The sequence below is a fragment of the Rhabdothermincola sp. genome (assembly GCF_036846205.1).
Lineage (GTDB): Bacteria > Actinomycetota > Acidimicrobiia > Acidimicrobiales > Acidimicrobilacustridaceae > Rhabdothermincola.
This window is the reverse complement of sequence record NZ_DAIUCK010000021.1, coordinates 1-20,607: the sequence shown is the minus strand read 5'-3', so window position 1 is coordinate 20,607 and position 20,607 is coordinate 1. Positions and strand designations below refer to the sequence as shown.

At 70.2% G+C, this 20,607-nt stretch carries 24 protein-coding genes; 14 read left to right on the top strand and 10 right to left on the bottom strand.

Translation table 11 applies throughout. The features are described 5' to 3' along the window. Positions 1 to 4: 4 nt before the first annotated feature. The 4 genes from V7004_RS04865 to V7004_RS04850 all read left to right on the top strand — a co-directional run bounded on the left by V7004_RS04865 (position 5) and on the right by V7004_RS04850 (position 1,870). The gene (locus V7004_RS04865) at positions 5 to 1,015 is read left to right on the top strand and encodes a ferritin-like domain-containing protein (RefSeq protein WP_334142518.1); all 1,011 of its coding nucleotides are present in this window, start codon (positions 5 to 7) and stop codon (positions 1,013 to 1,015) included. Positions 1,016 to 1,122: 107 nt separating this feature from the next. Further along, positions 1,123 to 1,353, top strand: a complete 231-nt coding sequence (locus V7004_RS04860; protein WP_334142517.1) for a hypothetical protein — start codon at positions 1,123 to 1,125, stop codon at positions 1,351 to 1,353. Between the two features lie 89 nt (positions 1,354 to 1,442). Further along, complete coding sequence (locus tag V7004_RS04855; RefSeq protein WP_334142516.1) at positions 1,443 to 1,652, top strand: hypothetical protein; 210 nt, start codon at positions 1,443 to 1,445, stop codon at positions 1,650 to 1,652. Between the two features lie 29 nt (positions 1,653 to 1,681). After that, positions 1,682 to 1,870 carry a hypothetical protein gene (locus tag V7004_RS04850; RefSeq protein ID WP_334142515.1) on the top strand — a complete coding sequence of 63 codons (189 nt, stop codon included), beginning with the start codon at positions 1,682 to 1,684 and terminating at the stop codon, positions 1,868 to 1,870. 51 nt (positions 1,871 to 1,921) lie between these two features. On the opposite strand, the gene V7004_RS04845 is transcribed toward V7004_RS04850, so the two are convergent. The 3 genes from V7004_RS04845 to V7004_RS04835 all read right to left on the bottom strand — a co-directional run bounded on the left by V7004_RS04845 (position 1,922) and on the right by V7004_RS04835 (position 3,750). Then, on the bottom strand, positions 1,922 to 3,076 hold the full coding sequence (locus V7004_RS04845) for a hypothetical protein (RefSeq protein ID WP_334142514.1): 1,155 nt from the start codon (positions 3,074 to 3,076) through the stop codon (positions 1,922 to 1,924). Positions 3,077 to 3,191: 115 nt separating this feature from the next. After that, positions 3,192 to 3,452 (bottom strand): hypothetical protein, encoded by a 261-nt coding sequence (locus V7004_RS04840; RefSeq protein WP_334142513.1) that lies wholly within the window; start codon positions 3,450 to 3,452, stop codon positions 3,192 to 3,194. Between the two features lie 16 nt (positions 3,453 to 3,468). Continuing rightward, positions 3,469 to 3,750, bottom strand: coding sequence for a hypothetical protein (locus tag V7004_RS04835; RefSeq protein ID WP_334142512.1), 282 nt, complete (start codon positions 3,748 to 3,750; stop codon positions 3,469 to 3,471). 215 nt (positions 3,751 to 3,965) lie between these two features. Here V7004_RS04835 and V7004_RS04830 point away from each other — a divergent pair, with 215 nt between their 5' ends. From V7004_RS04830 to V7004_RS04820, 3 genes are all read left to right on the top strand, one after another. Beyond that, positions 3,966 to 5,804 (top strand): PAS domain S-box protein, encoded by a 1,839-nt coding sequence (locus V7004_RS04830; protein WP_334142511.1) that lies wholly within the window; start codon positions 3,966 to 3,968, stop codon positions 5,802 to 5,804. A gap of 36 nt (positions 5,805 to 5,840) precedes the next feature. Continuing rightward, a complete protein-coding gene (locus V7004_RS04825) occupies positions 5,841 to 6,599 on the top strand; it encodes a sulfite exporter TauE/SafE family protein (protein ID WP_334142510.1) in 759 nt (252 codons plus the stop codon). Between the two features lie 132 nt (positions 6,600 to 6,731). Then, positions 6,732 to 7,142 (top strand): PPOX class F420-dependent oxidoreductase, encoded by a 411-nt coding sequence (locus V7004_RS04820; protein ID WP_334142509.1) that lies wholly within the window; start codon positions 6,732 to 6,734, stop codon positions 7,140 to 7,142. Between the two features lie 44 nt (positions 7,143 to 7,186). Here the strand turns inward: V7004_RS04820 and V7004_RS04815 are convergent, their stop codons facing one another. Together V7004_RS04815 and V7004_RS04810 are read right to left on the bottom strand one after the other, a co-directional pair. Further along, complete coding sequence (locus V7004_RS04815) at positions 7,187 to 8,485, bottom strand: hypothetical protein (protein WP_334142508.1); 1,299 nt, start codon at positions 8,483 to 8,485, stop codon at positions 7,187 to 7,189. Between the two features lie 39 nt (positions 8,486 to 8,524). Beyond that, the gene (locus tag V7004_RS04810; RefSeq protein ID WP_334142507.1) at positions 8,525 to 9,016 is read right to left on the bottom strand and encodes a beta-class carbonic anhydrase; all 492 of its coding nucleotides are present in this window, start codon (positions 9,014 to 9,016) and stop codon (positions 8,525 to 8,527) included. 69 nt (positions 9,017 to 9,085) lie between these two features. Here V7004_RS04810 and V7004_RS04805 point away from each other — a divergent pair, with 69 nt between their 5' ends. From V7004_RS04805 to V7004_RS04795, 3 genes are read left to right on the top strand one after another with little or no spacing between them, the layout of a single operon-like run. Beyond that, entirely contained in the window at positions 9,086 to 9,568 is a 483-nt protein-coding gene (locus tag V7004_RS04805; RefSeq protein ID WP_334142506.1) for a pyridoxamine 5'-phosphate oxidase family protein, read from the top strand. A 14-nt stretch (positions 9,569 to 9,582) separates the two neighbouring features. Then, positions 9,583 to 10,152 carry a GNAT family N-acetyltransferase gene (locus V7004_RS04800; protein ID WP_334142505.1) on the top strand — a complete coding sequence of 190 codons (570 nt, stop codon included), beginning with the start codon at positions 9,583 to 9,585 and terminating at the stop codon, positions 10,150 to 10,152. A 39-nt stretch (positions 10,153 to 10,191) separates the two neighbouring features. After that, entirely contained in the window at positions 10,192 to 11,808 is a 1,617-nt protein-coding gene (locus V7004_RS04795; RefSeq protein ID WP_334142504.1) for a hypothetical protein, read from the top strand. A 1-nt stretch (position 11,809) separates the two neighbouring features. Here V7004_RS04795 and V7004_RS04790 read toward each other — a convergent pair whose 3' ends face one another. Then, the gene (locus tag V7004_RS04790) at positions 11,810 to 12,361 is read right to left on the bottom strand and encodes a carboxymuconolactone decarboxylase family protein (RefSeq protein WP_334142503.1); all 552 of its coding nucleotides are present in this window, start codon (positions 12,359 to 12,361) and stop codon (positions 11,810 to 11,812) included. A 241-nt stretch (positions 12,362 to 12,602) separates the two neighbouring features. Here V7004_RS04790 and V7004_RS04785 point away from each other — a divergent pair, with 241 nt between their 5' ends. The 4 genes from V7004_RS04785 (at position 12,603) to V7004_RS04770 (ending at position 17,651) form a co-directional block, all read left to right on the top strand. Then, positions 12,603 to 14,336 carry an ABC transporter permease gene (locus V7004_RS04785; protein ID WP_334142502.1) on the top strand — a complete coding sequence of 578 codons (1,734 nt, stop codon included), beginning with the start codon at positions 12,603 to 12,605 and terminating at the stop codon, positions 14,334 to 14,336. Positions 14,337 to 14,346: 10 nt separating this feature from the next. Then, a complete protein-coding gene (locus tag V7004_RS04780) occupies positions 14,347 to 15,678 on the top strand; it encodes an ABC transporter ATP-binding protein (protein WP_334142501.1) in 1,332 nt (443 codons plus the stop codon). Between the two features lie 26 nt (positions 15,679 to 15,704). Further along, positions 15,705 to 16,760 carry an SLC13 family permease gene (locus V7004_RS04775; protein WP_334142500.1) on the top strand — a complete coding sequence of 352 codons (1,056 nt, stop codon included), beginning with the start codon at positions 15,705 to 15,707 and terminating at the stop codon, positions 16,758 to 16,760. 324 nt (positions 16,761 to 17,084) lie between these two features. Next, positions 17,085 to 17,651, top strand: coding sequence for a TMEM165/GDT1 family protein (locus tag V7004_RS04770; protein ID WP_334142499.1), 567 nt, complete (start codon positions 17,085 to 17,087; stop codon positions 17,649 to 17,651). Between the two features lie 66 nt (positions 17,652 to 17,717). On the opposite strand, the gene V7004_RS04765 is transcribed toward V7004_RS04770, so the two are convergent. The 4 genes from V7004_RS04765 to V7004_RS04750 form a co-directional block, all read right to left on the bottom strand. Further along, the gene (locus V7004_RS04765) at positions 17,718 to 18,755 is read right to left on the bottom strand and encodes a DMT family transporter (RefSeq protein WP_334142498.1); all 1,038 of its coding nucleotides are present in this window, start codon (positions 18,753 to 18,755) and stop codon (positions 17,718 to 17,720) included. Positions 18,756 to 18,777: 22 nt separating this feature from the next. Then, positions 18,778 to 19,461 (bottom strand): DUF305 domain-containing protein, encoded by a 684-nt coding sequence (locus tag V7004_RS04760; RefSeq protein WP_334142497.1) that lies wholly within the window; start codon positions 19,459 to 19,461, stop codon positions 18,778 to 18,780. A 60-nt stretch (positions 19,462 to 19,521) separates the two neighbouring features. After that, on the bottom strand, positions 19,522 to 19,758 hold the full coding sequence (locus tag V7004_RS04755) for a hypothetical protein (RefSeq protein WP_334142496.1): 237 nt from the start codon (positions 19,756 to 19,758) through the stop codon (positions 19,522 to 19,524). 14 nt (positions 19,759 to 19,772) lie between these two features. Then, a partial coding sequence (locus V7004_RS04750; protein WP_334142495.1) for a multicopper oxidase family protein occupies positions 19,773 to 20,607 on the bottom strand: 835 nt, incomplete at its 5' end.

Below are 20,607 nucleotides of genomic sequence, written 5' to 3'. Positions count from 1 at the left end.
ACCCATGACCCGTACCCTGCTCGACGTCGGCGCGGACGTGACCACCCGTTTCACCTGGAACTACGTGCAGGACCGGCCCGCACTCACCAGGCTCTACGAGAAGGGCAAGGTCTCCCAGTGGAACGCCACCACCGACATCGACTGGACACCGGAGGTCAACTTCGGTGACCCGGACCCGGACCTGACCGACGAGGATCGGGCGATGATCGACGGGTTCATGGGCTTCGACCAGCCCGACTCGCCTTTCTACGGCCTGAACCAGGAGGAGCGCACGGCGATCGCCTGGGAGTTCCAGAGCTGGATGGTGAGCCAGTTCATGCACGGTGAGCAGGGTGCGCTGGTCGCCACCGCCCGCCTGGTGGAGACGGTGCCGGACATCGACGCCAAGTACTACGCCGCCAACCAGGTGGCCGACGAGGCCCGGCACGTCGAGGCGTACGCCAAGTACCTCAACGAGAAGCTCGGCCAGCACTACGAGATCAGCCGGCCGCTCGAGTCGCTGCTGATCGACATCATGACCGAGCGGCGGTGGGACATCACCTACCTCGGCATGCAGATCATGGTCGAGGGGTTGGCGCTGGCCGCCTTCGGTCTCGGCAACGTGCTGTTCCGCGACCCGGTGATCAAGCAGATCACCGACTACGTCATGCGGGACGAGGCCCGGCACGTGGCCTTCGGTGTGCTCTCGCTCCAGGATTTCCTCCCCCAGCTCAGCGCAGCCGAGCTCGCGGATCGGGAGGAGTTCCTGCTGGAGGCGACCGACCTCATGTACCAGCGTTTCCTGCTCGAACAGGTGTGGGAGAAAGTCGGCATCGACGTCGAGGAGGGCAAGCGCTTCGCCGCCACCAACCCCCTGATGGTCATCTTCCGCCAGATGCTGTTCTCGAAGATCGTGCCAAACGTGAACAAGCTCGGTCTCCTGACCCCGAAGGTGCGGGAACGCTTCGAGTCGCTGCAGGTCATGCAGTTCGCGAGCGCGCCGGACTCCGCCAGCGAGGTCCTGGCCTCGGCGTGACCGGCCTCCCCCAGTCGGGCTGAGCATCCGCGCCCCTCGGCGGCCACGGCTCTAGGCTCACGCCACCAGGTCCGTGGGCCAGGGCGGAGAGCAAGGACAGAACGACGATGCAGCACGTGCTCCAGTTGGCCGAGCCGGTCGAGTTCGGCGACGTCCGGTTGGCCCCCACCAGTGAGCTCGCCGGCCTGGCTGAGCTGAGCCGCCTCCGCGATCACGACAGCATGCTGGATGCCGTCGTGCGGATCGCGGCCACGATCAAAGCCGAGGACGACGAACGGCAGCGAGTGGCTGCCCTGCGCGCCGCCTCCGACCCGGTCGCCCTCCCGCGGCGCCGTTGACCGGTCGGCGCGGATCCACCAACCTGCCGCGAGCGACATCTAACCTGGTGGCACGTATTCGTTCGGGCGGAGGACGAAAGCAGGAGATCGTGAACGACCACCCCACGCACGTCGATCTGGTGACCCTCGAAGAGGTGCAGCGCCTGCTGCGCGACACCGAGTTCGCGACGGCCGACGATCTTCGAGCCAGCGTGTCGCCGGCCGATCTGGCCCGAGTGGTCGAGGCGGCGCCCGCCCCAGCTTCCCGCGTCGAACCCGCGGGCGCCGACGCGCTGACCCCGCTGCCCCGCCGCCGTTGACCGTCGAGGCGTTCGCAGGAGCCGCGGGCATGGCATCCGAGCGGGCGAACGCCGCACACCTCGAGGGAGCCGATCAGGTGATCGACCTCACCACGATCCGCATCGACCGCGGCGTCGACCCCTTCTCGAAGCTGGGCCCGGAGGAGCGCATGCGCCTGCTCGTACGGGTGCTCTGCGAGCTGGTCGCCTACGGCGAGCTGGAGCCCGCCAACCCCTGACTGCCCGGCCGTTCACCGGTCGAGGGTGGTCTCCCGCGGCTGTGCGCCAGCTCAGCGTCGCGCCCGGGCCAGCCGGCGGCGGGCGGGCAGGTCGTCGAGGTCGTCGTTCACGGGCAGCGGCCAGCTGCGAGCTGGCTGGCGCCCGGGGTCGTCGCCGGAATCCGCGGGAACCGGATCACCAGCTCGCTGCTCCTCGGAACGGGCGACGAGCAGACACAGGACCCGCACGATCACCCGCCGGCGCTCGAGGTCGGGCAAGTCCGCGAAGTGGGTGAGCTGCCCGGGTCGCTGCGGAACCTGGTCCGAGAAGAGGATGAGCTCCTCGGCGGGCTCCGGACCCCGCCGGCGGTCCGAGCGCTCGACCAGGTCGCTGAGCGCGTGGACCACCTCGCCCTCGTCGATGTCGTCCCGCTCCACGACCTCGGCGGCCACTTCGGCGGCGTCCTGCTCGCTGACACCGAGTCGCTGGATGAGCGCCTGCAGGACCTCGTCGACATCGTCATCGAGGTCAGCATCGACGTCATCGTCATCGTCGACCAACGCCCGGGCAGGACCGGGCGGCTCGGAACCGGCATCCTCGAGCAGGACGATCGGTTCGCCCTCGTCGAGCACGATGATCGGCTCCCCGGCCCCCTCGCTCCCGCCGCCCCGGGGGGCCTCGGTCGGGGCGGGTGCGATCCGGCCGGGTTCCGCGAGTTCTGGACTCGTTGGCGTCATCGCGGCGGCCGGCTCGACCGCCGGCTCGACCGCCGGCTCGACGACCAGTTCCGCAACCGGCTCTGCGACCGGCTCTGGTACGTCCGCTGGTGCCGGCACCGCGGGCGGTTCGACCGCAGCCGGCGCGGCCGGCGCACCGGGCGCCGACAGCTCGACCAGATGTGCCGGCTTGCGGGGCACGGTCGGTTGGTAGGTCGGCCCACTGCGAAGGGAGCGCTGGCCAGGTGCACGGAAACGATCCACCACCGGCGCGCCGTCGTCCTCGCCAGCACCGTCGTCAGGCTCCTCGCCCCACCGGCTCGCCTCCGCGATGGGTGCTCGGTCGCGCTGCCGGCTCGGGGCGGCCGGGGTTGCGCCGGTTCCCTGAAGCCGACTGGATACGTCGACGAGATCATCCCGATCATCGCCGGGAGCTGATCGTGACCGCAGCGCGACGAACGTGATGACACCTGCCACCGCCAGCACCGCCACCAACGCGACTGCGACCATCTGTCACCCGATCCGAGATCGGGAAGCATCGCTCTCGCGACACGCTTCCGCCCGACTGATCGGACTCCTTTCTAGCGCGGCCGGGCCGGCTCGGCCATGCACACGGCTGGCCCGTTCAAACGGCCTGGGCCCGCAGCTTGTCCTTGAGCTCTTCCCAGCGCTGCGGGCTCCCGCCTCCGGCGGTGAACAGCTCGAGCGCTTTCCACTCGGGCGCCTCGTAGTCCTTCTGCACGGTGTCGACGGCCACCTCCGTCCCGTCCAGGGCCACCTGCAGGCACGGCCAGGCATCGGGATCGTCCCCGCGGCGCAAGAAGATGCGGATCTGTTCCGGGTCGCCCTGCTCGTCGGCCAGGATCAGAAAGGTCCAACGCTCCATGAGCGCTCCTCTCGCGTCAGCGGCGCATGCCTATCGGGAACTCGATGGTGTCGGCGATGTGGCGCATGAGCTCGGCAAGTCCGTTCACCAGGAGCTGCGGCTCGCCGCCTCCCGCCGCGACCTCACGCAACACCGGGCGGACCTGGGTGCTGATGAAGTCACCGAATACCGCGACGAACCCGGCGGCGATCTGCCGTCCTTCCTCGGAGTCGTTCAGCACAGCCCGCTCGATCTCCACCGGGTCGAGGTCCAGCCGGTCCTGGTCGGCGGTGCCTTCTTCGTCGCCCTCGTCGCCCACAGGAACCTAGTCGGCTCTCGCCGAGCCCGATTCAAGCTCCACCGGAGAAATTCCCGTTCCCCGGTCCTGGCCGAGCCAGGTGGCCGTTAGGCTTCGTCACGCCGAGGCGGTGCCCTCCGAGGCAGGAAGCAGTGGCAGACCAGCAACCAGCATCTCCTGGCCCCGCAACGAGGGCGACGATCCACGAACGGCAACCCCGACGGTCGTCCCCGGCGATGCTCGAGCAACTCGGCAGCGACTTCGCCTGGGCGGTCGTGGAGGTCGCGCCGGACGGGATCCTCATCACCGACGATGCAGGCTCCATCGTGCTGGCGAACCACCGCACGGAGGAGATGTTCGGCTACGGGCCCGGGGAGCTGCTCGGCCAACCGGTCGAGATCCTGCTCCCCGAAGGCTCGCGCAACGTGCACCGCGCGCACCGCACCCGCTACCGGGCCGAGCCCCGCACACGGGCGATGGGGTCCGGGCTGGACCTGCAGGGGCGCCGCCGGGACGGCACCGTGTTTCCGGTGGAGATCAGCCTGAGCCCGCTCTCACACGACGGTGAGCTGCGGGTGATCGCCGTGATCCGCGACATCAGCGACCGGATCGCGGCCGAGGAGGAGAACCGCCGGATCCGCACCACCCTTGATGCGACGCACGACGGGGTCTTCATCTTCGACCCGGTGACCCTTCGTCACTCCTACGTGAACCTCGGTGCGATCGAGCAGACGGGCTACACGGAAGCCGAACTGCTCGAGATGACGCCGGTGCACCTCAACCCGGAGCTCGACGAGCGAGCCTTCCGTGAGGTCCTGGCCCCGCTGCTGTCGGGCGAGGTCTCGGCCCGCACGCTCACCACCGTGCACCGCCGATCCGACGGCACCGACGTGCCGGTAGAGGTGCTCGTCCAGTACCCGCCGGTCCGGAGCGAGACCTCCCGGGCGGTCGTGGCGATCGTGCGCGACATCTCCGACCGGATGGAAGCCGACCGCGCCATCCGCCAGAGCGAGGAACGCATGCGCACCCTCTACCGGGTGGCGTCCGAGCTGCGCATCGGTTCCGACGAGCAGTTCCGCGAGACGGTCCACGCCGCGGCCGTGCTGCTCGGCCTCGACGGCGGGTTCCTCGCCCGCATCGAAGCAGGCACGCCCCGGGTCCTGCAGTCCTGGCACGCCGATGATCTCGAGCCTGCCGACCTCCCGGCCGAGCTGGTGGCCATGTCCCTGCAGACGGTCGCCGCCAACGACGTGACAGTGCGCGACGGATCGGGCTGTTTCATCGGGGCCCCGATCGAGGTGGAAGGCAACCCGTTCGGGGTCATCGCCTTCTACGGGGCCGTGCCTCGTGACGAGCCGTGGTCGGTGGCCGACCGAGACTTCGTCCGCTTGCTCGCCAACTGGTTGGCACGCACGATCGAGCGCAACCTCACCGAGGACGCTCTCCTCCTCGCCCAGCAGGACCTCGCCGTCACGGAGGACCGGGAGCGCATCGCCCGAGACCTCCACGACACGGTGATCCAGCGCCTGTTCGCCGCGGGAATGAGCTTGCAGAGCACGATCAGCAGGGTCGCCGACCCGGCCGCCCGGGAGCGCCTGGAGCAGGCCGTCGACGATCTCGACGAGACCATTCGAGAGATCCGCACCGCCATCTTCGGGCTCCAGGCCCCACCCGACGGGGGCTCGGGGCTCCGAGGCGACATCGTTCGCATCACCAACGGGGCGCGGGAGGCGTTGGGCTTCACCCCACGGGTGCAGTTCAGCGGGGCGATCGAGAGCATCCCGGCGAGGGTTGCCGAGCACCTCCTGCCGACGCTGCGGGAGGCACTGGCCAACGTCGCCAAACACGCGCAGGCCAGCGCCGTGCGGGTATCCATCGAGGTCGACCGCGACGTGAGGCTGCGGGTCACCGACAACGGCATCGGGCCGGGGGAGGATGTCGCCGGCGGGCACGGGGTGCCGAACCTGCGCGCCCGAGCCGAGGAGCTGGGGGGCACGTTCTCCCTCGCCGCAGCACCCACTGGCGGCACGACCCTCGAGTGGTGCGTCCCCGTCGAGCGTGACGACAGAGCCTGACCGGCGCTTCCCCCGCGCGGTGAGATGATCGGTCGCGTGGCGCCGTGGCCGTCGTTCGTTATCGCTGGCATCGTGGTCGGCCTCCTGATGGGGGTGTTCGGCGTTGGTGGCTCCTCCGTCGCCACACCCCTGCTCGCGATCCTCGGGGTTCCTGGGCTGATCGCGGTCGCATCCCCGCTCCCGGCCACCATCCCCTCCGCGCTGGTGGCCGCCACGCCGTACGCCCGGTCCGGTGAGAGCCGGCCCCGAGCAGCCGCGTGGTCGCTGGTGGGCGGCGTACCGGCCGCCATCGTGGGAGGGCTCCTCTCCCAGGTGATCGGTGGTCCCGTGCTGCTCGTCATGTCGGGCGTCGTGTTGATCGTCATCGGAGTACGGGTGCTGTTCCCCATCAGCGAGGGCACCCGCACCGCGGGCACCGCCCGGCGACAGAACCGCCCCCTGCTCGTCGCGACCATGGCCGGCATCGGTCTGTTCACCGGGCTGCTCGCCAACGGCGGGGGCTTCCTGCTGGTGCCGGTCTACCTGTTCCTGTTCGGTTTGCGGATGCGCCAGGCGGTGGGAACGAGCCTGCTGGTCATCGCCGTGATGTCGATACCGACCCTGGCAACCCACATGGCGCTCGGCCACATCGACTGGACCGTTGCCGGGACCTTCGCCGCGGGGTTGCTGCCCGGGGCCGCGATCGGGGCGCGCCTCGCACAGCGCTTGGAAGGCCCCACGATCCGCCGAGCGTTCGGATGGTTCCTCGTCGTCTTCGGCGTTGCCTTCACGCTCTACCGGCTCTCCCGGTCCTGAGTGCCCGCAGCAGTGGCACGGGTCCCAGGTCGAGCGGGACTCATGCTTCGACCGGCCGAATCGCCTCGCCGGTTGCACCTCGCGGGCGAATCATTAGCGTTTTCACCGTCGCGAAGAAGGGAGCGTGAAGCCGTGAGCGCAGCAACCCTCACCGACGCCGCCAAGGCTCTGCTGGACGAACCGGTGATCGCCAACCTGGCCACGATCGGCTCCGACGGGAGCCCGCACGTGACGCCGGTGTGGATCGACGTCGAGGGCGACGACCTGGTCATCAACACTGCCGACGGTCGCGCCAAGGTGCAGAACCTGCGCCACCGACCGAAGGTGGCGGTCTCCGTCGTCGACCCGCACGACCCCTATCGGGTGCTCGCCGTGCAAGGGGTGGTCACCGAGATCACCGACCGGGACGCCGACGCGCACATCGATCGCCTGGCCCACAAGTACCTCGGGGTCGACACCTACCCGATGCGCAAGCCCGGTGAGCGGCGGCTCAAGGTCGTCATCAAGCCCGAACGGATCCTCATGCAACCCACCGACGGCTGAGGAGCGCCCGGTACCCAGCCAGGAGCGCTCTCGAGCGATGCGACTCAGACCGCCGTGCCGTCCACGGCGTGTCGGCCACCTCGGCGGCCGAGGACCTCGAGGATCCCCAGCACGACGAGCACCACGAGCAGGATGCCGAACACCACGGTGGCGGTCGGCTGGTACCAGGCGATGAGCACGACGACCCCGATGACCCCGGTCGCGACCCGCAGCGCGGCGAGGTTGCGGGCCACGAACGCGCCCACCGGCCCGAAGTCCATCCCACGCTCACCGGCTTCGTCCCCGACGCGGCCCAGCGCGCCCGACACCGTTCGGCGCAGCCGCTGCGCCGCATCGGAGGGCCCGAGAATCGCAGCCCCGACGAACACGATCACCGAAACGGCGAGAACCGCCCGAGCGCTCTGGCGGAGGAAGCGGATGATGGTGTCGAAGAACGTGGCCGCCGCATCCTGTGGCAGGACGCTCGACGGCATCGCCGCCAGGTACACCGTTCGACCGATGGTGATCAACAGCAGGAACACGAGCATGGCGGCGGTAATGCCCCCACCGGCCCACAGCAGCCCTCGACGCCGATCCGGCATGGCCACCACACCGGCCGCGAGCACCAACACGGTCAGCCAGGGCAACACGTTCGCGACCTTGTCGAAGGTGTCGAACGCGAGCTGGGCGCGGGTGATGTCATCGGAGCGGAAGACCTCGATGGTGAGTGCGTCGTCGGGCAGCCGCACGCTGGCGAACAGATCGATCCCTGCGCCCTGCAACCGCCGGTTCACCTCGTTGAGGATCCCCGACAGGTCCACGGAGACCGCGCCGTCCCGGGCCTGGAGCGCGGTGCTCTCCCGGCCCGTCAGGACCGCGACGAGCTGGTCGTGCGCGAAGCGGTTGGCCTGCACCCACACCTGCTCGAACTGCTCGCTCGCCAGCACCCCTTCGACCGCCTGCCGCACGGTCTGCTCGATCGCCGACGTGAGCGGGCCAGCGAGGAACTGCGCTCGCTCGGGGAGCGCTTCCGCCACCAGCCGGGGGACGTCGACCTGCGCGAACAGGGCTTGGGTGAGCCGATCGGCCACCACGGCCTGGATGACCGGATCCGAGGCGAGGGGAGCCACGGTCCGGACGTAGCGGTCGGTGTCGGCGATCTGGTTCCGAGTCCACACCGCGAGTACCGAGATCGGGGCGAGCAGACTCCCCAGGACCAGCAGCGCCATCGCGGCGAGAACCCGGCCGCTGCGACGGCGATCAGCGCGTGGTCGAGCGGCCAAGGCCGCCTCGAGCTCGGCGTTCCGCCGGCGCAGCCGCTCGACCTCCCGCGCCAGGGCGTCCGGGTCGCCGGTGGAGCTCACGGGCGCCGAGCGTACCTGGCGTCCCCGCGATGGGAGCGGTCAGCGGTCGATCGGTCCCAGCGCGCCCGTGTGCACGTCGAACAGGAATCCCCCGACCACCAGACCGGGCGGGAGCAGCTCGCAGGCCCGCAACCGACGGAGATCTCTCTCGAACGCCTCGCGGTGATCCGGGAAGGTCAGCAGCTCGATGGTCGACGCGTCGGCACCAGAGCGCTCGGCGAGGGTACGCCGCAACTCGCTCTCGTCATCGCGCCGCATGGCGCAGTCCGTGTGATGCACGATGCAGACCCGCTCGACCCCCAAGAGGTTGGTGGCCAGCACCAGCGAGCGGAGCGCGTCATCGGTGACCCGGGCACCCGCGTTGCGGATGATCTTCGCATCGCCGGGCTTCAACCCGAGCATGGCCAGCGGATCGATGCGGGAATCGATGCAGGTGAGCACGGCGAGGCCACGCGCTGCTCGGCCGGGCTGCCCGGAATCCACGAACGAACGTTGGAACACCTCGTTGGCGGCGAGAAGGTCGTCGAACACGACTCCGAGTTCTACCGCATCCCGGTACCCACTCGCCCGCCCGCCGCTCGGTGGGCCAGGCTGGTCACCATGGCTGCCTGGGAAGATGTCTGCCGCTTCAGCCCCGAGCTCGCGTCAGCGGTGCAAGGCCGTTTCGAGGCTCACGGCCTCGGTTTGCTGGCCACTGTCCGTTCCGACGGCTTCCCCCGCCTCAGTGGTGTCGAACCCCTCTTCACCAGAGGCCAGCTCTGGCTGGGCATGATGCCCGGATCGCGCAAGGCCCTCGACCTGCAACGCGACGATCGCCTCTCGCTCCACAGTGCCACGACGGACAAGGAGCTGACCGAGGGCGACGCCAAGGTGACCGGCCGGGCAGTGGAGGTGACGGATGAGGCGACGAAACACGAGTTCCTCCGTTGGTTCGCGGAGGCGAACGGTTACGCCCCGGACGGACCGTTCCACCTCTTCCGGGTCGACGTCACCGAGCTGGCACTCATCAAGCCCGGCGGCGATCACCTGGTGATCGAGTCCTGGCGGCAAGGAGGGGAGACCAGGCGAATCGAACGCCGTTGAGCGAGGATGCGGGCATGACCGGCGGTGCGCTCCACCCTCCTGATCCTCCCCTCAGCGACGGCACCGTCACGCTGCGGCCCTTCACCGACGCCGACGTCGAGCAGATCACCGCGTCGTGCCAGGATCCCGAGATCCAGCGTTTCATCCCGGTCCCCCGGCCCTACCAGCGCGCCGACGCCGAGGCCTACGTGCGGCGCACCGAGCGCCAGTGGGCCGAGGGCACCAAGGCGGCGTTCGCCATCATCGACGCGACCGATCCCGAGATGCTGCTCGGCGCCATCAACGTGGCCATCAACGGCGCGGTGGGCAACTCAGGCTACTGGGTGGCCCCTTGGGCGCGGGGACGTGGGATCGCCGGTCGGGCACTGCGCCTGCTCACCGACTGGGCGTTCGCCTCGGTCGGCCTCGGCGTGATCCTGCTCGAGATCCGACCGGAGAACGCGGCGTCGATCGCGGTCGCCACCCGCTGCGGGTACCACCGGGCGGGTGAGATCGACATCAACGTCGAGACCGGTGAACGCAACGGCCTCATCTTCTCCCGGCTGGCGTCGGACCTCGCCGGCAGTGGTGACGGGCCGGTCTGACCTCCGCTGCTGCGGGGTGGCTCCTACCATGGAACGGTTGTGACGGCGCACGCGCTCAGAGTCGGCGGCCACGAGTACCCGGTGGTCCTCCCGACGTTGCGCGACCCGAGGATGCACCTGGCCTCGGTGATCATCACCGTCCAGATCCTGGGCCAGACCGTGCTGGGCTTCGAGCTGTCGATCGCCCAGATCCTCGTCTCCCTGGGAACCGCCGCCGCCCTCGAGCTGGCGATCGTGTTCCACCGCCAGCGAGCCATCGTGTGGCCGGGCAGCGCGCTCCTCACTGCCAACGGGGTGGCCCTGATCCTGCGGGTGCCGGGCACCGAGCACGGGGACTGGTGGAGCCTGCACGGTTGGTACTACTACGCGGGCATCTCAGCCGCGTCGTTGCTGTCCAAATACCTGATCCGCTACCGCGGCCACCACGTGTTCAACCCCAGCAACATCGGGCTGGTCGTCGCGTTCCTGCTCCTGGGGAGCAATCGCATCGAGCCACTCGACTTCTGGTGGGGGCCGATGTCCCCGGGCATCGCGGCCGCCACCGCCGTGATCCTCGTAGGTGGGTTCGCCATCACCTCCCGCCTCGACCTGCTGGGGATGGCCGCCGGCTTCTGGGTCACCTTCGCGCTCTCGCTCGGCATCGTGGCCTCGAGCGGCCACTGCATGACCGCCACCTGGCATCTCGGCCCGATCTGCGGTGCATCGTTCTGGTGGGTACTGGTCACCTCCCCCGAGGTCCTCATCTTCCTCTTCTTCATGATCACCGACCCCAAGACCACCCCCACCGGGCGGGTCGCCCGGGTGGTCTTCGGCGTCTGCGTCGGGTTCCTCGCAGCCTTGCTGGTGGCGCCGCAGACCACCGAGTTCGCCTCCAAGGTGGCGGTGCTGGGCAGCCTGGCGATCATGTGCGTCGCCCGCTACCCCCTGGCCCGGGTCGTGCCCGCCGCCGGCAGCGATGACGACCACCTCCGGCGCTGGCTGGCCCGACCGGTACGCGGCCGGACCGCGCCGGACGGCACACCGCCGGCCCGGCCCCGCCTCGGGCTCGGCACCGTCGGCGGGGGGGTCGCCGCCGCGGGGATCTGCGTGCTGGCCCTGGTGTTCGCGGGCACGCCGGCGCGCGAGCCCACCGTCCACCTGCGCCCCGACGGCACGGTCGGCTCCCCGCGCGACCTGGCCGTCGACGACTCGGACTTGCCGCCGGTGAGCATCAGCGACGCGATGCGCGAGCTGAGCCCGAGACTGAGCGACCGCACCGCTCGGCTGATGGCGGCCGACGTGCTGGCCGACCTGGCCTCGGAGCGCCGGGCCCGCCTCGAGCTGGACGACGCCGCGGCGACCGAGGGCACGGTGTTCAGCCGCCTGCAGGACCTCCAAGGCGAGATCGCCAGCGTGCAGGCGGGAGGCCAGATCACGGTGCCCAACTACACGATCGACCGCATGGTCATCGTGCCCGTCTACGACCCCAAGAACGCGCAGGCCGGGCCCCAGTTCGGGGTCGAGGTGCACGGCACGGCGACCTACACGACCTACGGGGGGACACCCCCGACGACCGGGGCGCCGTCACCGCCGGAGCCCTACGAGCGGGTGTTCGCGCTGTTCCTGTCGGGTGACCGCTACCTGCTGGCCGCGGACTACCCGCCCGGCGTCGAGTGACTCAGGACATCGCGTCGAGCGACCCGACGTAGCCGTGCTCGACGATCACCGCGGCGGTGCTGTCGTAGATCTCCTGCTCGTCGGGCGCCCAGGTGGCGAGGCCGTCGACGTAGCGGTTGTACATGCAGAACGCGGCCGCGATGAGCACGGTGTCGTGGATCTCGACGTCAGTGGCGCCCTCGGCCCGCGCCGCCGCGATGTCGGCCTCGGTGACGTTCGAGCCGCCTTGCTGGACCTTGGCCGCGATGGCGAGCAGCGCCTTCATCTTGTCGCTGATCGGAGCGGTCGACGGGTCGGCCTTGACGGCATCGATGACGGACCAGCCGTCCTCGAGCTGCACGGCGGCGAACGTGTTGTGTGACCGGGAGCAGAACGTGCAGTTGTTGAGCCACGACACGTAGCCGGCGATGAGCTCCCGCTCCCCACGGGACAGGGAGTGGTCGCCTCGCAGGAGCACCTCGGCCAGCTCGTTGAGCGGCTTGGCTGTCTCGGGCCTGAACATCATCGGACCGATGATGCCGGGCACGCCCTCGGGCAGGTCGATGTGTGGCATGGCTGCTCTCCTCGCATCCGCCGGCTGATGGCGGCGATGGTACCGCCGCCGCGACCGACGTGGCAGGGGGCCGGACGACCCGTGATGGAATCCTGTTCGTGGACGCCGTCTCCTCCGCTCGCACGCCCGCTGCTCCGCCGCCCACTGCCGGTCTGCCCATGATCCCGACATCCCCGATCACCCGTGTCGTGCCGCCGAGCGGAACCTGCTCGCGCCCGGCGATGATCCGGCGGAGGTGGCGATGACCCGGCCGACCTTCGCCGGGTTCCGCTCGTCGCTGGCCCGCCGACGGCCGAGTGGTGCGGACGTGGCGGTGTTCCTGGCCATCGCCGTGGTGCTCTACACGATCGGCCGGGTAGCGCCCGACACGACGGTGTCGCTGCTGCCGAACCAGTACACCGACATCGACACGGACCCGGCGCGGCTCCCCTACTACGCGGTGCGCAGCCTCCTCCGCATGTTCGCGGCCCTCGCCTTCTCCTATGCGTTCACCTTCGTCTACGGCTACGCCGCGGCGCGGAGCCGTAGGGCCGAACGGGTGCTCATCCCCGCACTGGACATCCTGCAATCGGTTCCGGTGCTCGGCTTCCTGTCGATCACCGTGGTCGGGTTCGTGGCGCTGTTCCCCGGCTCCCTGCTCGGACTGGAGTGCGCCGCGATCTTCGCCATCTTCACCTCACAGGTCTGGAACATCACCTTCGGCTTCTACCAGTCGCTGATCACGCTGCCCCGCGAGTTCGACGAGCTGTCACGCCTGCACCGCCTCAGCCGATGGATGCGCTTCTGGCGCATCGAGGTGCCGAGCAGCGCCATCGGCCTGGTGTGGAACGGGATGATGAGCATGGGCGGGGGATGGTTCTTCCTCGTCGCCTCCGAGGCCATCACGGTCAACAACAACGAGACGGTGCTGCCCGGGGTCGGCTCGTATGCGGGAGCGGCGATCGATGCTGGCGACCTCGCCGGTGTCGGCTGGGCCATCGTGACCATGGTGATCCTGGTGCTCGGGGTGAACGTCCTGTTCTGGCGGCCGCTCACCGCCTGGGTCGAGAAGTTCCGCAACGAGCAGGCCGAGGCCTCCGAGGTCCAGCGCTCCTTCGTCCTCGAGCTGTGGCGGCGCTCCCGGTTCCCGCGCCTCACGCGCCGGGTGCGGCGGTGGGCCACTGAGCCGGTCAACCGAGCGGGGCGCATCCTCGGCGTGGATCACCGGCCGTTGGTGGTGGACACCCGGCGCCGGCGCATCGGTGACCTCGCCTTCTTCGCCACCGTCGGCAGCCTCCTCGCCTGGGGCGCCTACGAGCTGCTCGCGTACATCACCCGGGAGGAGGGTCCGGGGATCTTCCTCCGGCCCATCCAGCTCGGGGTCTGGACCATGATCCGGGTGGCGGTGGTGGTCGTCGCCTCCACCCTGCTCTGGGTTCCCGTCGGGGTGCGCATCGGCCTCGATCCTCGGTTGGCCCGGATCGCGCAGCCGCTCGTGCAGATCTTCGCCAGCTTCCCCGCCAACTTCCTGTTCCCGCTGGTGGTCGTGGTCCTGCTCCACACCGGGATCAGCCTCGACATCGGAGGGATCGTGCTCATGGCGCTCGGCGCCCAGTGGTACATCCTGTTCAACGCCATCGCCGGCGGCATGGCCATCCCCACCGACCTACGGGAGGCGATGACCGACATCGGCGTGACGGGATGGCAGCGCTGGAAACGGCTGTACCTCCCGGCGATCTTCCCGTCGTACGTGACCGGCGGGATCACCGCCTCGGGCGGAGCGTGGAACGCGTCGATCGTCGCTGAGGTCGTGACCTACGGCGGGAGCACGATCACCGCAGTGGGCCTCGGCGCGTTCATCTCCGAGTCCACCGCGGCCGGCGACTTCCCCCACACCCTCGCCGGGGTGATGGTCATGAGCGCCTACGTCGTGCTCGTCAACCGATTGCTGTGGCGCCGCCTCTACCGCGTCGCCGAGGCCCGCTACCACCTGTGAGAGGAGCAGCATGACCACCATCGCCACCCGACCGGTGCTGCTCTCCGCCACCGGCATCACCAAGTCCTTCACCACCCCCGACGGCCAACCGCTGCCCGTGCTCGAAGACATCGACCTCGAGGTGCGGGAAGGCGAGATCCTCGCGCTGCTCGGTCGCTCCGGGAGCGGCAAGTCCACGCTGCTGCGCTGCCTCGCCGGCCTCATCGGGCCCACCGCAGGTCAGGTCCGCTACCGGGGTGAACCGCTCACCGGCGCCAACCCCGGCACCGCGATGGTGTTCCAGAGCTTCGCGCTGCTGCCGTGGCTCACCGTGCAGGAGAACGTCGAGATCGGCCTGGAGGCCCGCGGCCTGCCCCCCGCCGAGCGCGCCGAGCGCGCCCGCGCCGCCATCGACCTCATCGGTCTCGACGGCTTCGAGAACGCGTATCCCAAGGAGCTCTCGGGGGGCATGCGCCAGCGCGTCGGGTTCGCCCGGGCGTTGGTGGTCGAGCCCGACGTGCTGCTGATGGACGAACCGTTCTCCGCCCTCGACGTCCTGACCGCGGAGAACCTGCGCGGTGAGCTCCTCGAGCTGTGGCAGCGAGCTGAGTTCCCCACCAAGGCCATCGTGCTGGTCACGCACAACATCGAAGAAGCCGTCCTGCTCGCCGACCGGGTGGTGATCCTCGGCTCCAACCCCGGCCGCATCCGTACCAGCCTCGACATCACTTACCCGAGACCACGGAACCGCCAGGACCCCGACTTCGAGGAGATGATGGACCTCATCTACGTGATCATGACCGGGCGCCACGAAGACGAGGCCATGAAGGTTCGGCACGAGCACCCGGTCGGGCGCATCACCCCCGGTGAGCTCCCGCTGCCGGGTGCCACCGTCGACGCGCTCTCCGGCCTGGCGGAGATCCTCCACCGCCTCGACGACCGCATCGACCTGGCGGATCTGGCGGAGGACCTCGTCCTCGAGGTGGATGACCTCCTGCCCCTCGTCGACGCGCTCGAGCTGCTCGGCTTCGTCACCGTGCGGGCCGGCGAGGTGCGGCTCACGCCCGAGGGTGTCGGCTTCGCCGGTGCCGACATCCAGCAGTCCAAGGAGATCTTCGCCCGCGCAGCCCTGGCGAACGCACCGCTGGTCGCCGCCATCACCCGAGGGCTCGAGAACAGTCTCGATGGCTCGCTCCCCATCGGTTTCTTCCGTGATGTCCTGCGCCGCTCGTTCAGCGAAGCCGAGACGGACCGCCAACTGGAGATCGCCCTGGACTGGGGCCGCTATGCCGAGCTCTACGACTACGACGCCGCGCGCCGGCAGCTCCGCCTCGACGAGGAACGGCTGGCGACCCGGCCCTGAACGAGCGAGATCGGAGCGCGCGGACCGTGGATCGGGCCATCGACAACGTGACCGCCATGGTCCCTGCACTGCTCTTCCTGTGTGCAGGAGTCCCGTTGGCGTCACTGCTCGACCGGCTGGGGTTCTTCGAAGCACTCGCCATCACGATCGACCGCCGCTTCGAACACCTCCCGGTGGCGGTGCTGTGGTGGCTGGCAGGGGCCACCACGGTGGTGCTGAACCTCGACACCACCGTGGTGCTCCTCACGCCCCTCTACGTGCGCCTCGCCCGCCGCGCCGGCGTCGACCCCCTGCCGCTCGCGCTGATCCCGCTCCTGCTGGCCAGCTTCGCGTCGTCGGTGCTGCCCGTGTCGAACCTCACCACGCTCATCGCCGTGGATCGGCTCGACCTGTCGGTGAGCGACGTGTTCGTCCACCTGGCACCGGTGAGCGCCGTGGCCTGCATCGCCGGTTGGCTGGCGTACCGCCGCCGGCACCCGACCGCCCTGCCCGGCGGCCGCTCCGAGCCCGTCGATCGCCGATCGGTGATCGTCGGCGGGAGCGTGGTGACCGGTGCGCTGATCGGGTTCGTGGCCGGCCCGAGCGCCGGCGTGGCCCCGTGGATGGTGGCGGTGGCCGCCGATCTGGTGCTGATCGCGACGACGGGATGGTTGCCGTGGAGGGAGGTACCCGTGGCCACCGCGGCGGGGGTGAGCGCGGTGGCGGTCGCGGTGGCGCTGGTGGTGCCCGCCGACGTGCTGACCAGCACGCTGGCGCGCAACGGTCCGGCTGCCCTCGGCGGCATCACGCTGTTGAGCACCGCAGCGGCGGGCCTGGTGAACAACCTGCCGGCGCTGCTGGTCGCGCTGGAGGGCGCCCGATCGATGAGCTGGGGGATGTGGGCGTGGCTGGCCGGGGTCAACACCGGCGCGGTCGTGGTGCCATTGGGCGCGCTGGCCAACCTCTTGTGGTGGCGGCTCGTTCGGGACGAGGGCATCGACCTGACCGTGCGCGGCTACCTGAGGATGGTCACGCCCATCGCCGTTCCGGCCGTGCTGGGCGCCGCGGCCGCGATGGCCGCGACCCGGCTGATCGCCGGATGACGGGCTGAACGGCCTTGTCGGCGTCCCGGGGCGGGCCCGTCCCGCGCCAATCGCCCACGCGCCGGCAGGCTGGCAAGCGCCAGCGTCCGCTGATCCCGCTGGAGACGTGCCAGGGCGCTCAGCCCAGCTCGGCGTGATAGCGTCCCAGGCGAAGGGGAGTAGCCTCCCGCTGGCCGATCGACATGCTGGCGACATACCGCCCGGTCGGCCAGGTCCGGTTCTCCGGGCAGGCGAGACCTTCGATGTGGCGCAAGGACGTGCGCCGGGTCGAGGGTCGCTGCGGTTCCCCTCCTCCTCGGCGCCGAACACGAGGAGGGTGTGGCCGTGACGGCACTGCTGTTGAGCTTCGGGGTGATCTTCGTCGCCGAGCTCGGGGACAAGAGCCAGCTGATGGCGCTGGCGTTCGCCACCCGCTACCCGGCGATCCCGGTCCTGATCGGCATCACCCTCGCCACCGGGCTCGTGCACGCCATCTCCGTCGCCGTCGGTGCCGCGGTCGGCGCCGCCATCCCCACCACCGTCATCACCGTCGCGGCCTCCATCGCCTTCGTGGGCTTCGGGATCTGGACCTTGCGCGGTGACGAGCTCAGCGATGATGACGAGCAGCGGGCCGCCCGCCCGGCGAGACACGTCGTGCTGGCGGTGGGGGGAGCCTTCTTCCTCGCCGAGCTCGGCGACAAGACCATGCTGGCGACGATCACCCTGGCCACGACCGAAGGGATGCTCGGCACGTGGTTGGGGTCGACCCTCGGCATGGTCGCCGCCGACGCGGTGGCCATCGTCGTCGGGCAACAGCTCGGCGCCCGGCTCCCCGACCGGGTGGTCAGGATCGGAGCCGCGCTGCTGTTCTTCGCTTTCGCGGCCGCGCTGCTCTATGAGGCGCTGAGCTGAGCACTCCGGAGCCGCTCCGCCACCCGTCCGGGCACGGGAACCCCACCCTCGACGTCCTGTGTCGGTTCAGTGCGCGTGGCGATGGTGCAGGTCGGGCACATGGGGATGCGCGTGCTCGACCGGCTCGTGGCGGTGGCGGTGGGTGTGGCTGGCGGGCACGGGCTCCAGATGGGTGTGGTGGTGATGGCCGTCATCATGGCGATGCTCGTGCTCGTGCTCGAGCGCCTCGTGGACGTGGGGATGCTCGTGGGCGGTCCGCAGCGACAGCCCGACGCCGGCCGCGGCCAGCGGGATCGCGAGCAGCTGGACAGCGGTGATGGGCTCGGCGAGAACGGTCCACGACAGGATCGCGCCGAGGAAGGGCGCGAGGGCGAAGATGACCTGCGCCCGGGCCGCCCCGAGGTCGCGGGCCCCCTTGACCCACAGGGTGATCGACGCGCCGTAGCCCAAGGCCCCGATGAGCAGCGCAACGACGATCGCGGGGGCGTCGGCCTGCCAGGAACCGGCGATGGCGAGCCCGAGAACGACGTTGGCCGTCCCGGCCACCGCGCCCTTCGCCAGGGTGATCTGCTCCGGTCCGAGCTGGTCGAGACGGGCGGTCACGTTGTTGTCGATGCCCCATGCGACGCAGGCGCCGATGATGAACAGGCCGTTCAGGTCGAACCTGGCGCCGGGTTCCCAGACGAGCAGGAGCCCCGCGACGGCCACCAGACCGGCGGCGACGAGGAGTCGGCGACCGAGGTGCTCGCGGAACACGACGCCGGCCAGCGCGATGGTGGCGACGAGCTCGAGGTTCAGCAGCAGCGATGCCGTGGCCGCAGGGACGCGCTCGAGCCCGGCGACGAGCAGCACGGGGCCGATCGCGCCTCCGAACACCACCGCGAGCGCGAGGGATCGGCCCCCGTTGCGCAGCGCGCTCATCGGTTGGCGCTGGCGGGCCGCGACCGGCAGCACCGCCAGCGCGGCACCGAGGTAGAGCAGGCCGGCCAGCACCAGGGTCGGCATGCCCCCGGCGAGCACGGAGGCAGCCGGGGCGGAACCACCGAAGAGCACCGCGGCGGCGAGGCAGCGCAGCGTCCCGCGGCCGGCGGGGGCCGTGCTCATCGGGCAACGGCTCCGGCGTCGATCATCTCGCGGGTGACAGCAGAGCCCTCATCTGGTCGATCTCCGCCTGCTGGGCGGCGATGATGGCTCGGGCCAGGTCCTTCGCAGGTGGGTACTTGCCCTCGGCGAGCTCCTGTTCGGCCATCTGGATCGCCCCCTCGTGGTGCCGGATCATCATCTCCAGGAACATCCGGTCGAACTCCGCACCGCTGGCCGCGCCGAGCCGGGCCATCTCGGCGTCGGACATCATCCCCGACATCATCATGCCCCCTGGGCCGGTCGAGTCGTGACCCATCGGTCCGTTGCGGTCCGGCACGGGCTGGCCCCAGGCTTCGAGCCAGCTCGTCATGAGGGTGATCTCGGGATCCTGGGCTGCCTTGACCTTCTCGGCGAGCGCCCGGACCGTCGGGTCGGTGGAGATCGCGAGGGCCATCTCGGCCATCTCCACGGCCTGAGCGTGGTGCGGGATCATGCCCTGGGCGAAGGCGACGTCGATGGCGTTGAACGCCGCGTCGGCGGGCACGCTGATCGTGGAGGTAGAGCCGGATCCCGCCATGCCGTCACCCATGTCGTCGTGGGGCATGGACGATCCCGGCATGTCATCGCCTGACCCCATGTCCATGTCACCGTGGTCGTCCGAGGAGCACGCGGCGGCAGTGAGGGTGGCGATGGCGGCGATGGTGGCGATGGCGAGACGTGGGCGCACGGGTGGGACCTCCAGGGGGACGGAGCGACGACGGACTGATTTACGACACTATGTCGTAGGTTACGAGCTTTCGGAGGTCGATCCGGCGCGCCGCCGCGAGTGCCGGTGGCGGCTCATCACGGCCACGCACAGGCCGGCTGCGGTGAGCCCGACCGCGGCCGCGACGGCGCTCCCGAGCGTCAGGCCGAGCAGCGAGCTGGCGAGCAGGATCACGGTCATCGGTACCACACAGCACACGGCGAGGGCGACGAGCAGGCCACGCTCGACCTTGGTGTCATTCGGATGACCTCGCGCCATCGGGCCGCTCCCCCTCACGGGACGTACGACAGGACCATCGCCATGCCGCGTTCCAGGTGGTACGTGTTGTGGCAGTGGGTCATCCACTGACCGGGGTTGTCCGCGTCGAGCTCGATGACCACGGTCTCACCCGGGAGGACGTTGACCGTGTCCTTACGTGGCCCCGCGGGATCGGTGCCGACACGGAAGGTGTGGCCGTGTAGGTGGATCGGGTGCCACATCGACGTGGCGTTCTCGAAGCGCAGCCGAACCCGTTGACCCTGGCGGATGCGGATCGGAGGTCGGTCCGGGTACGGGAGGCCGTCGAACGCCCACGCGTACGGCATCATCGAGCCCGTCAACGTCACCGTCTCGGAGACCTCGACGTCACGGGGTCCGAGTCGGGCGCGCTCGGCGGCCCGGAGGTCCGCGTAGGCGAGCAGCCGGCCGTCGAGCTCGGGCGGGCGGAGGCCCGCCGGCGGGTCCGCGGCCCTCGAGCCCCTGGTGCGCAAGACCAGGCTGGCGGTCTGGTCCTTGCCCTCGGCCAGGGCCACGAGCGGCCATGCGCCGTCGGCGAGGGTGACCAGCACGTCGTATCGCTCGCCCATGCCGATGAGGAGGGCGTCCACCTCGACCGGCTCGACCGGGAACCCGTCGGTGTGGGTGACCGTCAGGCGATGACCACCGATCGCCACCCGGTACGCGGTGTCGGAGCCGGCGTTGATCACGCGCAGCCGGGCTCGACCCCGGGAGGGGATCTCGATCGTCGAGCGGTCCGCGGAGGCACGCCCGTTGATGAGGTGCAGGGGATAGCCGACGTCTCCGGCGTCGCCACCCAAGAGTGCCGAACGGAACATGCCCATCCCACCC